General features: G+C 32.6%; 14 protein-coding genes and 1 pseudogene. 4 read left to right on the top strand and 11 right to left on the bottom strand.

The genetic code is table 11. From position 1 onward, the window contains the following. Positions 1-128: 128 nt before the first annotated feature. The 3 genes and pseudogenes from GQR94_RS16920 (at position 129) to GQR94_RS16930 (ending at position 3,663) form a co-directional block, all read left to right on the top strand. Positions 129-1,472: an integrin alpha gene (locus tag GQR94_RS16920; RefSeq protein ID WP_199271487.1), complete on the top strand. Its 1,344-nt coding sequence runs from the start codon at positions 129-131 to the stop codon at positions 1,470-1,472. 139 nt (positions 1,473-1,611) lie between these two features. Then, positions 1,612-2,193 (top strand): hypothetical protein, encoded by a 582-nt coding sequence (locus tag GQR94_RS16925; RefSeq protein ID WP_158973597.1) that lies wholly within the window; start codon positions 1,612-1,614, stop codon positions 2,191-2,193. A gap of 502 nt (positions 2,194-2,695) precedes the next feature. Continuing rightward, a pseudogene (locus GQR94_RS16930) lies at positions 2,696-3,663 on the top strand (IS110 family transposase). Positions 3,664-3,792: 129 nt separating this feature from the next. Here GQR94_RS16930 and GQR94_RS16935 read toward each other — a convergent pair. From GQR94_RS16935 to GQR94_RS16975, 9 genes are all read right to left on the bottom strand, one after another. After that, positions 3,793-4,875, bottom strand: coding sequence for a hypothetical protein (locus GQR94_RS16935; protein ID WP_158977315.1), 1,083 nt, complete (start codon positions 4,873-4,875; stop codon positions 3,793-3,795). A 225-nt stretch (positions 4,876-5,100) separates the two neighbouring features. Next, entirely contained in the window at positions 5,101-5,646 is a 546-nt protein-coding gene (locus GQR94_RS16940) for a hypothetical protein (RefSeq protein WP_158977318.1), read from the bottom strand. A 714-nt stretch (positions 5,647-6,360) separates the two neighbouring features. After that, entirely contained in the window at positions 6,361-6,678 is a 318-nt protein-coding gene (locus GQR94_RS16945) for a type II toxin-antitoxin system RelE/ParE family toxin (protein ID WP_158973595.1), read from the bottom strand. Further along, positions 6,678-6,911: a hypothetical protein gene (locus GQR94_RS16950; RefSeq protein WP_158973594.1), complete on the bottom strand. Its 234-nt coding sequence runs from the start codon at positions 6,909-6,911 to the stop codon at positions 6,678-6,680. The genes GQR94_RS16945 and GQR94_RS16950 overlap by 1 nt, the downstream gene beginning before the upstream one ends. Positions 6,912-7,196: 285 nt before the next feature. Beyond that, the gene (locus tag GQR94_RS16955) at positions 7,197-7,715 is read right to left on the bottom strand and encodes a hypothetical protein (protein WP_233268395.1); all 519 of its coding nucleotides are present in this window, start codon (positions 7,713-7,715) and stop codon (positions 7,197-7,199) included. A gap of 1,061 nt (positions 7,716-8,776) precedes the next feature. After that, positions 8,777-9,880, bottom strand: a complete 1,104-nt coding sequence (locus GQR94_RS16960) for a hypothetical protein (protein ID WP_158977321.1) — start codon at positions 9,878-9,880, stop codon at positions 8,777-8,779. A gap of 225 nt (positions 9,881-10,105) precedes the next feature. After that, positions 10,106-10,942 (bottom strand): hypothetical protein, encoded by an 837-nt coding sequence (locus tag GQR94_RS16965; protein ID WP_158977324.1) that lies wholly within the window; start codon positions 10,940-10,942, stop codon positions 10,106-10,108. A 173-nt stretch (positions 10,943-11,115) separates the two neighbouring features. Then, positions 11,116-11,433: a type II toxin-antitoxin system RelE/ParE family toxin gene (locus tag GQR94_RS16970; RefSeq protein WP_158973595.1), complete on the bottom strand. Its 318-nt coding sequence runs from the start codon at positions 11,431-11,433 to the stop codon at positions 11,116-11,118. Beyond that, complete coding sequence (locus tag GQR94_RS16975) at positions 11,433-11,666, bottom strand: hypothetical protein (RefSeq protein ID WP_158973594.1); 234 nt, start codon at positions 11,664-11,666, stop codon at positions 11,433-11,435. The genes GQR94_RS16970 and GQR94_RS16975 overlap by 1 nt, the downstream gene beginning before the upstream one ends. A 345-nt stretch (positions 11,667-12,011) precedes the next feature. On the opposite strand from GQR94_RS16975, the gene GQR94_RS16980 reads away from it, so the two are divergent. After that, complete coding sequence (locus tag GQR94_RS16980; RefSeq protein WP_233268396.1) at positions 12,012-13,478, top strand: IS1182 family transposase; 1,467 nt, start codon at positions 12,012-12,014, stop codon at positions 13,476-13,478. 180 nt (positions 13,479-13,658) lie between these two features. Here the strand turns inward: GQR94_RS16980 and GQR94_RS16985 are convergent, their stop codons facing one another. Further along, positions 13,659-14,231 carry a hypothetical protein gene (locus tag GQR94_RS16985; RefSeq protein ID WP_158977327.1) on the bottom strand — a complete coding sequence of 191 codons (573 nt, stop codon included), beginning with the start codon at positions 14,229-14,231 and terminating at the stop codon, positions 13,659-13,661. 220 nt (positions 14,232-14,451) lie between these two features. After that, complete coding sequence (locus GQR94_RS16990) at positions 14,452-14,967, bottom strand: hypothetical protein (protein WP_158977329.1); 516 nt, start codon at positions 14,965-14,967, stop codon at positions 14,452-14,454. Between the last annotated feature and the right edge of the window lie 533 nt (positions 14,968-15,500).

Below are 15,500 nucleotides of genomic sequence, written 5' to 3' on the forward strand. Positions count from 1 at the left end.
CGGTTACTTGTGTTGGCAACAGTTTTTCTTTCTAATTAGATTATAATAATTCTCATTTTATTAAATGACCAAATTAAACCTTTTGTGTTGATCAAAGTCTTAGAATAAAGAACATAAAATAATTTTACATGATATTGATGTTTATTAAATCCAAAAAAAGCAATTTACTTTTAAGTATAATTTTAATTGCATTTACTTTTTTTAGTTGCAATAGTAGCGATAATAGTACTGAAGAAATTATTGATGATGAAGTAATTGATGACGATGCAATGTTTTATCAAGCAGAAAGCTTTGTAAAGATAGAGAATGGTTTGGGAGGGCTTGATGCTGATTTGGATGCTGGAGACAGGTTTGCGAGAGACCATGATGCCATAGGTGATGTGAATGGGGATGGTGTAATAGATTATGTTATTGGCGCGCGATCAGATGATGATGGTGGGGTTGATGCCGGAGCAGTATATATTTTGTTTATGAATAGTGATGGTTCTGTATCATCTAATCAAAAAATATCCACAGAAGAAGGTAATTTTGATGAAACTTTAAATGCCGGAAATTTCTTTGGTTACGGTGTTGCTGGTGTGGGGGATTACAATGATGATGGTATTCCTGATATTGCAGTTTCCGCACCAACGAGTCCCAATAACTCATTGTATATTATTCACTTGGATACGAATGGAAAAGTAAAAAGCTATGTAAAAAATGAAAATATAAACGCTCAAGGTTTAACGGCTATCGGGGATATTAATAACGATAATCGAATTGATTTAGTAGCATGCGACCCAGTATCGGATGATGGTGGTTCAAATAGGGGCGCTATTGATATATTGTTTTTAAATGATAGTTCTGAAGTTCTTAATGAAAGTACGGTAACCATTAGTTCTACACAAGGCAATTTTGGTGAAGGATTGCAAGATGGCGATGAATTTGGAGGAAGGGAAGTTGCTATGCTTGGGGATTTAGATAATGATGGGGCTATAGAGATGGCTGTAGGGGCATTTTTGTCCGACGGTGGTAAAGGTGCAATCTGGATACTTTCATTGGATGTAACAACATTAAATGTAGTTTCTAAAATTAAAATAACAGAAGGATTAAATGGTTTTACGGAAACACTTGATTTAGAAGAGAACCCCAATGGTACTTTTGGTGCGCAGTTTGGGCATGCTATGTGCGCAGCTGGTGATATTGATGGTGATGGGATAACAGATTTAGTTACGGGAGCCAATCAGCAAAATGAAGGTAACGGGTATATCCTATATCTAAATGAAGATAAGACCGTAAAAACATTTGATAAAATTAGTGCAACGGAAGGTGGTTTTGATTTGGTTCTTGGCTCAGATGATCGTTTTGCACGTTCCATATCTTATGTAGGAGATATAAAAGGAGACGGTTCTTTTGCAGTAAATTTTGGTGGTGGTGTAGGAATTGGTGGAACAGGCTCGCTTTATACACTTTTCTTTAGACCTATTAATTAGTTTAATCTTGTTGGGTCTAATATTTTGAAGCGTTCTTCTATTTTACTATTCAAAAAAAATCTTAACTAAATAAAATTTTAATCGTAAGTATAAATCTAAAGAAATCAATTTGATGAAAAAAAATAAAAAACAGAGTAAAATGGTAAGAACATTTTCAATAACAATAAAAAGTATAGGCATACTTATGCTTTTTATTGTTATTATGAGTTGTAAAAAGGATGAAGAAAGTGAACCTGAAGTATTGATTGAGTTGAATGCTCCTATTATTCAAACTCCGGCACCACTTATTCACCTTGCAGATAACCTTGATGAACAAGATGAATTAGGATGGTGTATTGACACGCAAGGCAATGGCTTCGCTGAAAATCTTCATGCGCATTCTTGTAAACCAGATGGTGGTGATGTTCAATTTTATTATAATGAAGAAACAAATCAAATTTGTTCAGCAGAATATGTTGATTTCTGTGTTGAAATGACTGGAGGTCCCGTGGAAGGAATGACTTTAAGCCTAGTTGATAGTGACCCTAACTCATCTGAGCAGAAGTTTATTTATCATGATGAAAGCGGCGAGTTTAGACCAGATGGTAACAATAATCTTTGCCTTGCTGCAGGTGCCATAAGTGCTGTTGCTGGTATATATATGTCACGTACTTTAACATTAGAGCTTATTTCTAATACTGACGTAAGTTTAAAAAAATGGGTTATTGTAAGTGCGGAGTAAACGGATTAGTTCTGTTTTAACGTAAGTTTATGTTTTTTTAGAATATTTACTTAAAGAAATACTAACCTGTAATTAATGTATATCCTTAAAAATATGTACTTCTGTATTGCGTTTAAACTAAATTTTGACTATTGATCAAAATTAGAGATAACGTTGTTGTATATGGTTTGTTGCGTGTTTCAAGCACCTAATTTAGTAAATAATTACTGACCAAGAAAGTCCGCGAGGACTTTCGTAAGTAGGCTAGAACTAGTAATAAATTATATACGGCTTAAGTTTGATTCTTAGTAAATTGTTGCTATAACTAGAAAGAACAAAAGAGAGAATTAAGGTTAGTATACACGGTGAAGCTTTAGACTTCGACAACATTGATAATCCTCTCTCTTTTACTACTTAAATCACGTTCAGTTCCCTGCCTGTCGGCAGACAGGTGTGAGACTTTAGATCTCGTTTTCAAGTTGTTGTGAGCAGAAGTAGCTAGTTCTTTCATAAAACATTTCTTATGAATAAATATAAAGAAACTTTTGGAGTTGACATCAGTAAAGATGTCTTTGATGTACATGGTAGTAACCAAGGTCACGACCAGTATAAGAATGATGAAATTGGATTTAAGAAATTCCTTAAGGAATTACCCAAAAGTTCATTGGTCGTTATGGAAGCTACCGGTTATTATCATTACAGACTTGCACAGTTTCTTTACAAGAATGGAGTAGTAGTTTCAGTAGTAAATCCATTATCGATAAAGCGGTTCATTCAAATGAAACTGGCCAAGGTAAAAACGGACAAGAGCGATGCCAAGGCTATATGTGAATATGCCCTGATCAACGAGGTTCCTATTTACAATGCTTTGACGGATACCCAGAGTGAGTGTCTACAGTTGTTCCGGTTATTGGATACCTATTTAAAACAACGAACGGCAACCAAGAACAAAATACATGGGGAAGCGGTTTTAGGTATACCCTCAAAGTTTGTTTATCGTTCGTTGATACGCAACAAGAAGCAGCTCAATAAAGAAGTAACGGCAATCGAATCAAAGATTCTATCATTAGTGAAAGAGGACCAACAAGAGCAATTGACCCTGTTGACGTCAATACCTGGCATAGGGCAAAAGACCGCATTGTTCCTAATAGTGGTCACTGATGGTTTCAGTAAGTTCGAAACGGCATCACAGCTTTGTAGTTATGTAGGTATAACCCCAACGATACGAGAGTCTGGGAGCAGTGTAAGAGGTCGAGCGAGAATAAGTAAGGTCGGTATAGAAAGCTTCGTAATTTATTGTTTCTATGTTCTTTCAATGCCTGTAAACACAACAAGGCATGCAGAGAGGTATATGAGCGAATCGTGAATAAAGGGAAGAGCAAGAAACTGGCACTGATAGCAGTTGCTAACAAACTACTTAAACAGTCCTTTGCTATCGCAAAATCTGGCAGACCCTATGATGAAGCTTATGTTTCTGTATTACCTAAATAAATAGGGAATAAACCGAATAAAAAAAGCTCAAGAATCTGTTTTTTGAATTTATGAGCCTAGAATAATAGTGTCTCAGATTAAGGAAGAATTTACTTGTTTTTTACCTCAGTTCTTTGTTGGCAATAGTTTTTATTTTATGATTTTTATCTCTGGACGAGATTCCTCTTTTGGAATTTCTTTTTTTATTTGGAATTTATATATCTTATTATCTATAGTTTTTAGATGAATAATAATGTTATATGAATATTTCCCGTTATTTGGGTTTGGACCTTTTAAATAGAATTTTTCGCCAATAGCATTATTACTTTTTAAATACTGAGGTAATTGATTAGACCATTTAATATTATTAGGAAACATATAATTATCAAATACATTTTCTATTTTTATGATTTCACAAGGTTCACCATAATTAATTAAAGTTATTGATATTTCCTCTTTATTAAATTTGTTTTCAATAAATTGTAAAACTATTCTACCTTCAATACTTTCAATATCACTAATAATATATTTTTTGTTTTCATTAAAAAAATCTAATCCCACTTCTTTTTCACTCTCATAAACTTTATCGTAATCAAGATATATTGTGCTTTTTAGTGTTTCCTTTTTTATCCAAATAGAATCCACTAAATTTTTATTTATAAAGTAGTATTCTAGAAGATTTTTATTACTTGAATATTTTAATTTATTAGGAAACAATTTTTTTAATAATATACTATCTCCATTTATTTTTTCAACTTTTAAAGGGAATCTATCAGTCTTATACATATAATATGGAGAATTAGAAGGAGTTAATTTTATTAAATAATTTGTATTTAAATTATTTAATTCCTTTTTGTTTTGAAGAGCTTTTTTCTCATAATTTTTTATGTCAGATTGTTTATCTTTAAAACTCTTATATTGAAGGTTACAGAAGATTGAAAAATACATAATAAAAATCAAAATAAATACTAGGAACGAATACCAAGGTGTTTTTGGTTTGTCTTTAATTGCATCTTCTATTTTATAAGTTAAACTATAATTTAAATCATAAAGCTTACCATCTTCTTTTCTTAAAGCGAAAAATTTCTTAACAGGAAAGAAAGGAATGAAAAAAAGATGAAAATATTTCTGTCTATATTCAACTCTTGATTTAGGAGAATTTTCATTAGCTATTCCTATTTCTTCAAAAGAATATGATTTTAATTTTAAGCTTCTTAATCCAAAAATTATCATTATTTCTATTTTTTTTAATTATTGCCAACGTTAAATATATGGCATTTAGGGCGGAAAATAAACGCTTATTTTCGGTTAAGCACTAAGCCAAACTTTTGTATTTTGATTTATCTTTTTTATCATAAAGCCAAATCAAAAGATTTGGCGACCTAGCAAACAAACAAAGGCTTTTCGAATAAACAATAAGCCGCCCTATTTGCTATATATAGTGTTGTACATAGTGTTTTACTGTGGGAATTTCACATAAGTAGTTTCCTCTTTATAATCTTTCCATTTAATTTTCAGAGTGTCCTTATTTGAAGAGTTAATGATTCCTTTTTGAATAAAGTCATTATAAAATACAGTAATCTCATTTTTATCTAAAATATATGGCATTGCACCATCACCATCATAATCAACGATATAAAAAGAGTTTTTGTCAAGTAAAAAATCAGCGTGTGGGCCGTCTGGGTCTAAAGTCCAAATTCCAAAAGCATTAGTTGTATCAATTTCAAGATTTCGAACGATTGATTTACTAGGACGCTTTATGTTTTCTATTTCTTTATCATCAGTATTATATTCCGAAACAGTATATTTCTCTCTATTTTGAGTATTAGCGAGTTCGTCATAGCTATTTATAATAGTGTCTTTTTTAAAGTCTAATTTATCATCAATAATAGGTGCAGTTTTTTTAGAAATCACATCTATTTTTAAATTAGAGTTTTTGGTTTTAGGACTCTCTTTACAAGAAATATTAAATAAAATTAATGTCAATAAGAATATAAATTTCATTTTTTTTGGCATTATGTACAACGCTTAAGCTATGAGTAGTGCGGAGGCGAGGAAACCTATTTGTTTCCGCCTTATCACTTAGCAAAAGCTTTTTGCCTGCCTGCCGACGAGGCTGGTTTTGATTTATTTTTTTGTTGCCAGAGCAAAATCGGAAAGATTTTGCGGACATAGTAAATATACACAAAACATTAAATTAAACACCATACCCCGTATTACTTCATAGGTATTGTTAGCACATTGTTTTTTTATACGTTCTACTACGAACCAGTTTTGAACTTCTGCTTTACCGCACAGCTTTGTAAATCCGCCTGCTTAAGAGTGAGAATTCCGATTACGTAGGAGTAAGCATTTAAATCCTATTGCATAAACGAGCTAAAGTCCTAAAGCTTTTGAGTTTTAAATCGGACTGAGTATGAGTAAGTTTTTGTTATGTTTATGAAAACTGGCAAAACCCCTAAATTGTTTGCGTGATTTTAGCGTTTAAAATAGGTTTTAGTTTGAAAAAAAAATTCAGCTATTTTTATATGTAAACAGCTTTGAGTGGATCCCAAATTTCCACTTTGGATGACTTTGTGCTAACGTTTTTGGCTATGGTTTGCTGCGTTGGTTAAGCAATAAATTTAGTAAATAAAAACTGACCATTCACGTTTGCGTAGTTTTTCCGAAGGAAAAACTACCAAGCAGTAAACTATAGGCGGTGTTGGCAACTGGCTTTTATTTTGTCCGTTTGAGTTTCGGTGGATTCTGTCGAGTATCAAAAACGTCAGCAATTTTTATAAATCCGTTTTCCGTATCAACAGAATAAATCAGTTTGTAGTTTTTGTAAACTAAATATCTATAATGAATTTCTCTTTGTTTTAGTAATTCCTCTTCTTGTCCAATTTGAGGTGTCTTTATCAACTTTTTTGGTTCGTTGATAATTCCTTTCAGAAGTTTTTTTGCAATTCTAGGACTTGCTTTCTTTTCGTAATATTCGTAGATTTCGTCAAGTTGAGTTTCAGCGAATTCAGACCAAATAATTTTCAAGACCATTATTCGTATTTGGCTAAAAGTTCAGAACTGTTTTTAAATCGATTGTTTCGGAAATCAGATTCTGATTGGTCAATTCGTTTATTCAATTCATCTTCGGTCATAGATTCAAATATCGGCTCGTCAGAAGCATTTTTTTCTTTTCTCAATATTTTTTCAAGACGAGAAACAGCTTCTTCACTTTGAAGTTTTAAAAATTCCTGAACAAATTCTATTTTTCGAGCTTCTAAATTCATTTTATTAAGCTTTTTATCAAAGATACAAAATTATCAATTCAGTCATCATTTTTCTTGAATTAACGGATTTTCACAGCTTGTTGCCAACGTTAAATATATGGCATGTTGGGCAATAAATAAACGATTATTATCGGTTTAGCCACAAGCCAAATCTTTTTATTTTGTTTTAATTTTTCTCATTTAATACCAAATCAAAAGATTTGGCGACTTTGTAAATAGGCAACAGCCTTTGGATTAAAAACTAATCGCCCAATTTGCTATATATAGTGTTGTAGGTAGGCTTTTCTATAGTTCGTTTCTGTTTTTTTGTGCATATTCACGATATAAGTCTTTCTTTGGTCCGTCTGGGTAACTCGAAAATTCGCTGTCAAATTCCGTCATTAATCTTTCCGAATTTTCGTCAGAACTTTCAAAAAACCAACTATCATTTTCTGGAAGTAATGCAATCGCTTGCTCTATAATTTCGGCAGATTTAGGCGCTCCAATTTCACCCAGTGATTTTATTACTTGTCTTTTCTGTTTAGGAAACCATTCTTGTAAAAAAGTTAAAATACTATCCGCTTGACCAGCATTTTCCAAATGCATACACAAAAATAAATTCAGTTGTACTGAGTTTAGCGAATTTGGATTTTTTTCGTGTCTATTTACAAGAATTTCATATAACGCAATTGAAAAATCAGAATTGTCATCTAATAAAAATAAGCTTTCAATATCTTCATCTCGTACAATTTTATCTCTTTTCCGAATTTCAGCTTTCATTTTTTCCGTCATCCACGAAAGTCCACTAAAAGAGTCATTATCCATAATTTTAATTTATTTCCTGCGGTTTTTTTAGCTTACCTACAACGTTCAGGCTATGAGTAGTGCGGAAGCAAACTTGCGTTTAACTTACCTTTAAGCACTTAGCCAAAGCATTTTATTTGCGTTTAATTTTATTTCGTTCTAAATGTCTAATCAAACTGGTTTGGCGACATAGTAAATATACACAAACGATTTAATTAAACACCAAACCTCCGCATTACTTATAGGGTTTGTTACCACACGTTTTTTATTCTAACATACGACTACGTAACGCTTTTCCGCTTTTATTTTCCGTAAAGATTGGCGATTACTATTTAGTTTTGAGTGTAGAATTCTTTTGCGCATAAACAGGCTAAAATCCGACCGTAACAGTTGCGTTTGAGTAAGAATTTCGGCTTAGGTAAACTAGCTAAATTCCTTTTGAAGTATGGTATAATTACCGTAGAAATCTGCTAAAAATCGATGTTCAAATTAAGGGGTAGGGAGTAACTTGTTCATTCTGTGCTTAAGCGCTCCTCGCTTGCACGACTTTCTCAAGTTACTCCTTTCCAAGGTAATATGAAAATAAATTTGTTGTAGTGTACTGATTATTAGTTTATTGCAATTTCAGAAAGATTTAGGTATTTGTTTATTCATTTTTTTCTTGATAAAAAAACGAACCAAAAAAATCAAGGCTTGACCCTTCGGATATATTTCACATCCTTATTCGCTAAATCAAATGAACTCGCTATCGCTCAAACAGCATTTGATTCTTAACGCTCTTTTCGGTGGAAATATGAATCCTGCCAGGGATCTAGGCCGAACCCGATGACTTTGCAATTTACCGTGCAGCTTAGACCTATTTTAGGCAATGTGTGGTAACGGTTAGGCTATGGCAAGTAGGGCAGGCAAGGAAACTTTTCGTTTCCGTTTGCGCTCGTAGCCAAAGCTTTTTATTTCTTTTTATCCTTCATTTTTTAAAAGCCAAATCAAAAGATTTGGCGGACTTCACAAACACGAACAGGCCTTTAAATTCAGCATTTACTGCCCTATTTGTTATAGGTATTGTTAGCAAAAGTTTTTATTTATTCAACACTGCAATTACTGTCTGTAAAATCCTGTTCAGTTGGATTGTAAGCATTTAGACTTATAGCAAAAAGTGTTCCCCCATTGTTAAATAAGGAATTCAATCCACAAAAATCTTTTAGAACTGTATTACTTTCAACTTCTAGACGACCACTAGTTGAAGTTATATTTGATAAACCATCTAAGTTGGATAAGATATCATTAAAATAAATCTTTATTTGTCCACCTACCGAACTTAGGCTCGATAAGCCATTAATATTTTCTAAATTAATGTTGCCGAAAACATCTAGTTCACCGCTCAAAATTGACAGATTATTTATTTCATCTAAATTCTGTAAGCCATCATTTCCCCTAACACTTAGATTCCCTTGTATTGAATTTATGTTTTGAAAACCATTTAAGTTTTCTAAATTATCATTATTATTAATTTCTAATAAACCGTTTATTTTTTGAAGGTCAGAAAATTGCTCTAAACTTTGAATTTTTGTTTGTGAAATTACTATCGATTCTGTAGTTAATCCAATTTTAGGTAATCCATTTAAATTTTGCAGACTTTCCATTTCCAGCCAAATAAAACCTTTAAGAGTTGATGTAACATTTTTGAATGCTTCTAAACTACTAATTTGAGATTGTTTGATATTAAAGTCTCCTCCAATCGAAACTAAGTTTGCAAGTCCATCAATATTTTCAAGAGCATTATTTCTAATAGTTAAATTTGAACCTATACTTTTCAAATTTAAAAATCCATTTAGATTTTTTATTGCATTATTAACTAGCTCTAAGCTTCCACCAACAAGTTGAACCTTGGAAAAGCTTTCTGTATTCATAACACCATAATTATTCTCTAATATAAAATCTCCTCCTATTTCAGTTAAATCACTAAATACTGATAAGTTTATAATGTCAGTTGAACTAAGTAGAGTTTCTATTCTTAGATCGCCAGAGATTTTTGTGTAAGCTTCAAGTAAGTCAACTTCTGCTTGAGAACTGATTACAATATCTCCATTGAAAATGTTTTCAGTTGGTTCGGAGTTATTATCGTCTGTTGAACAGCTTAATAGAATTAAACAAAGAAGTAGATTTAGTAGGTTTTTAATTGTCATAAATGTTCGTTTTTTAAATTTTTGCTAACGTTACCGTATAAGAAACGTAGGGCAGGTGATAAGCACAATCGTTTCGGTTTATTACTTAGCTAAATATAAATATTTTGCTTTTATCTTTTCTACTATAAACGCCAAATTTTATATTTAGCGGACTTTATTAATATGCACAGACCTTTCTGTTTAGCACAAACGCCCTATGTTTTTTATACATTGTTGTATGCCGTATTATTTTTTCACAAACCAATAATTCCATTTTTCATTGTCAATTCCAAATTCTCCTTTCCACCATCTTGAAGGATAGCCAACATCATCATTTCTTACCGGTCTGTGTTCTCTTTCGGAATATGTTACGTATTTTTCAAAATAACCAAAATGTTTTTCATCGTGCAAAACACCAATTATACCCAAAATCTCTAAAATTCCTAAACGCTCTTCGTCATTTGATTTTATAGTTTTAGAAATATTCTTTTTTAGTTGTGAAACTCTGTCGTTATTTTCGCTGTCTTCAATAGTTTTTTTGAGCCCATTTAATATTTCGAAGTCATTATTGTTAGGCTTTTTAATAGAATATTTAGGGAACTGTTCTAAATCAAATAAAACCGAAATTAAATTATCTGTACAACTTCCGTGTTTGTATTTGAAATAATTCAAGGTATTAAATTCAATTAATTCTTCAAATTCATAACTATGGAGTCCGCAAATTTCACAAATCGTTTCGTTTGGTTTAGGACTTGCTGTGAAACTATGCTCAGTTAAACTTTTTCCAATACAATAACTGGAAAGAAATGAACGGTATTCTAATTGTCTTGTACTTAAACTATATAGAAAAGCATCTACAACTTCTTGCTTTTTAATTTTTTCAACCGCTATTTTAATTCTTTTGCAAATTTCATTATGGTCTAATTTTACTCGGTCATACATTACAAAATGTTTCTTTGCATAATTAAAATCCTCATCAGTAATATGTTTTTTATATGTATCCCATTCATACCAACTTCTTAAATTTTCGGCTTGAGAAGTTTTAATTGTTTTTAGTAAGATTTTAATCGCTTTTTTGTCCATTTTGTTTCTCTATGTTGTTTTCGGCATATGGCATACAACGTTTTTGGCTATGGTTTGCTGCGTTGGTTAAGCAATAAATTTAGTAAATAAAAACTGACCATTCACGTTTGCGTAGTTTTTCCGAAGGAAAAACTACCAAGCAGTAAACTATAGGCGGTGTTGGCAACTGGCTTTTATTTTGTCCGTTTGAGTTTCGGTGGATTCTGTCGAGTATCAAAAACGTCAGCAATTTTTATAAATCCGTTTTCCGTATCAACAGAATAAATCAGTTTGTAGTTTTTGTAAACTAAATATCTATAATGAATTTCTCTTTGTTTTAGTAATTCCTCTTCTTGTCCAATTTGAGGTGTCTTTATCAACTTTTTTGGTTCGTTGATAATTCCTTTCAGAAGTTTTTTTGCAATTCTAGGACTTGCTTTCTTTTCGTAATATTCGTAGATTTCGTCAAGTTGAGTTTCAGCGAATTCAGACCAAATAATTTTCAAGACCATTATTCGTATTTGGCTAAAAGTTCAGAACTGTTTTTAAATCGATTGTTTCGGAAATCAGATTCTGATTGGTCAATTCGTTTATTCAATTCATCTTCGGTCATAGATTCAAATATCGGCTCGTCAGAAGCATTTTTTTCTTTTCTCAATATTTTTTCAAGACGAGAAACAGCTTCTTCACTTTGAAGTTTTAAAAATTCCTGAACAAATTCTATTTTTCGAGCTTCTAAATTCATTTTATTAAGCTTTTTATCAAAGATACAAAATTATCAATTCAGTCATCATTTTTCTTGAATTAACGGATTTTCACAGCTTGTTGCCAACGATTTGGCTATGAACAGTACGGGAGCAAACTGGCGTTTGCTTTCCGCCACGCACATAGCGAAATCTTTTGGTTTTGTTTTTTCTTTTTTCTGTCAAAAGCGAAATCCCAAAGATTTCGCGACCTCTTAAAAATACACAAACCTTAGCGTTTAAGCCCGAAGCCCGTATTGTTTATAGGTGTTGTGCCTGTTGCACAAGTTAGCAATTAATTGACATAGTGTTAAAGTAAATTATTGATTGATTTCTTAACTTTAAGGATGCAAGGCAAAAAAACATATCAAGAAAAGCTTTTTAATAGTTTTCGCTTAAGCGAACGAGTTCCTCAAGACAATTTTTATCGTTTATTAAAAGGTGTATTAGATTTAAATTTTCTCTATGTTCAAACCAAGAGTTACTATGGCGGCAGTGGCCAGAAGAGTATAGATCCGGTAGTGTTCTTCAAGTTGTGTTTGGTTGGTTATTTAGAGAATATTATCAGTGACCGTAAATTAATACAGCATTGTTCTATGCGATTAGATATTCTCTATTTCATTGATTACGATTTAGACGAGGAGCTTCCTTGGCACAGTACGATAAGTAGGACTCGTCAGTTGTTTCCTGAGTCAGTATTTGAAGAAGTTTTCACTAAAGTACTTAGTATGTGTATAGAAAAGGGCATGGTAAGTGGTCATACCCAAGCTATTGATTCTGCCCCAATAAAAGCGAATGCAAGTATGGATACTTTGGAGCTTAAAGTACCTGAAGAAGATTTGCAAGCACATTTACGAAAGGTTCGTGTGTTTAGTTCTATGGACAAAGAAACACCGCACCGTAAAAGCAAAGACGATAAGTCAGATAGAGGTCAGCGTATCGTTACAGCGAGCAAGAAAGAACTAGGTGCTATCCAAAGCAGAAATAAGAAATGGAGTACAGATCAAGACCAACGACCAGGGTCAGGAAACAAAGGCTCGAAGTATACCAGTAATAAAACCCATTATAGTCCTACTGATCCAGATGCTCGGATTAGTGTAAAGCCTGGCAAGGCTCGGAAGCTAAATTACTTGAGTCAGTTAAGTGTGGATACGGCTAGTCATGTCATCACCGACATTCGGGCGTATCATGCTGATGGAAAAGACAATCAACAATTACCAGATATAGTAGAACGTTTACATAAGCGTTTGTGGCAACAGGGTCTGTTTTGGGAAAATTGTGTTGCGGACACTGGCTACAGTAGTGGCGAGAACTATGCTTATTTAGAGCAGAAAGGACTTAGAAGTTTTATTCCTCCACATGGGACCTATAAAGGTGGTCCGGATGGTTTTATTTATAATAGAGAAGAAGATTATTATCAGTGTCCACAAGGAAAGATTATCCCCTTTACTAAAGCGTTTAATGATTATAGAACAGGAACAAAAAAGAAAGAATATAGGGCACGAAAACATGTTTGTGTTGCTTGCCCAATGCGCAGTAGTTGTCTAGGGAAAAGTGCCCAAGAAAAGAAGTTTAGTGTTACTTATTATAGAGCAGAATACGAACGTAATAATGCTAGGGTACACAGTCCACAGGGCAGATACATGAAAGGCAAACGGCAAAGTACAGTTGAACCCGTATTTGGTACTTTAACGCAGTTTATGGGCTTACGGAAAATAAATACGCTAGGCTTAAAACAAGCCAATAAGGTGATGCACCTATCAGCAATAGCCTATAATCTGAAGACCTGCCTGCCGGCAGGCAGGAGTACCTGAAATTCACTCAAAAACACGTAAAAAGTGGAGCAGGAATGGGGTCTTTGTTCATTCTTCTAAAAAAGACTTTATATGCTCTAAAAAACTCATGTTTAAGCACCTCAAAAATAACCAATTACTTAACTAATTGAAAAATGAAACCGCCTTAAAAGGCGGTTATAAAGGCCATTATTTTATAAATTATGGAGTTGTGCAACGGTTACCTTTGTTAGCTGCTGGCTTTTTTCTCCAGCTATATATTCCGATTCCTAGAGTTATTATAGATAAAACTCCGAATGCAATCCAAAAGTATGGTTTAAGGGCTTTTGCTAGAGCAATTCCAACAGATGGACCTCCACCTGTTACGTCGGCATAAATACGAACTTTTTTTCCGATTAGTGATTTGTCTATTCCGTTAATTATTAATTCAAAATCATCTCCCGAATCAGCAACAAAGCGTTTATATACTAAATTATTATTTCTGTCAATATTTAACAATTCGGTTTTATTCAAAATTATATTACCTTCTTGCTTAAGTAAAACATTAAATGTTTTTTCAACTGAAAGAAATTTATCTTCAAGCAATATAACACTCAATTCGTAGCCATAATCAAAATCAGTTGTAAAGGTTTCACTAATGTTTTCAGTTATAATTATTTCTTTATCAATGGCTGATGTTCTTGCTGTTTTTTCAGGTTGTATTAAATCCCATAATAACAATAGCGTAAGTATGAGAAAAATTATAAAAACTATTTTTGAGGTTAATTTTGTCATTTTTTTTCATCTTGCAGCTAACGCTTGAGCTAAGCGTAGTGCGGTAGTAAGGACACGTTGAGTTTCCGTCTGCGCACGAAGCTAAAGCTTTTTGTTTAGTTTTAATTTTTCTTGTCCAAAGCTAAATCCCAAAGATTTAGCGACATTCTAAATATACACAGACCTTTCGGTTTTGCCCTAAAGTTCGCATTACGTTTAGGTTTTGTTGGCAACTGGCTTTTTATTCCGTTCTTTTCCTTAAATCAGTTACTTCGTTTTCTAAATCATATTTTGCTCTTAATTTCCATTCCGTTCTTTCGTTTTCGGCTTGAGTTTTAGACTCTTTTTTGTTCGGCGGTAATGGTTCCGGCGGTGTTGTGGCAGAAACGTTGTTTTCGGGGTTTTCAAAACTACGAGTTAGCCCACAAGCGTTTATCTCGATTAAATTTTCAGTGTTATAATTGCCATAAATTAGCCATCTACCTTCCTTGTTAATTATCGGACCACAATAATTATCATAAGTTCCTTTATAAATGTTTCCAATTCCATCTCCATTAAAAGATTCAACTACCTTAATCTCAAAAGTGCTATTTTCAGAATCAATTTTGAGTACTTCTCCAATAAAAATACAATCAGAATTTTGAAATTCGTAGTCTTGAATAGCTTTTAAACTTTTAGGAATGGAACAGGTACAAGCAAATGCATTGTAAGAAATCAATGTTAATATGAGAAATAATATCTGTAATCTATTTTTCATTTTTCAGCTTGTTGCCAACGATAGATGTATAATTTGTGGCCTTTATTCATATCAGTTAGTTTAGGCCATAAATTATACAGCGTGTTGTGTGCCGTTTTATTTTAATTTTTACTTTTCTAAAATTAGCAATAAAAAAGGTAACCGTTTAAAATACCGAACGTAATAGATCCATTTTTTTAAAGATTACCCATACTTATGTTTTTATGTAGAAGCATGAAACGTTAGTATGGGAAACAGAAAAATCGATCTCCTATTTTGTTATAAATCCATAATTATTTGACTTTGTATTTTATTTTAACGTTCTTATAACAAGTATTTTAACGTGATAACGTTTAGAAAGTCTTCTTTCTACGCCATCAAGCGCAATACTTGAGTTATAATTCCATCCTAAAGGCTGTAATTTATAACTAACAAAACAGGAGATCTCCCATTTCTTTATTCATAAACCTTTTCATATAACCTTTAAAAAAATGTCTTAGCGGTATTGCAAATGGCATCACAACGCTTGAGCTATGAACAGTACGGGCGCAAAC

Origin of the sequence: Cellulophaga sp. L1A9, assembly GCF_009797025.1 — a bacterium.
Taxonomy (GTDB): Bacteria; Bacteroidota; Bacteroidia; order Flavobacteriales; family Flavobacteriaceae; genus Cellulophaga.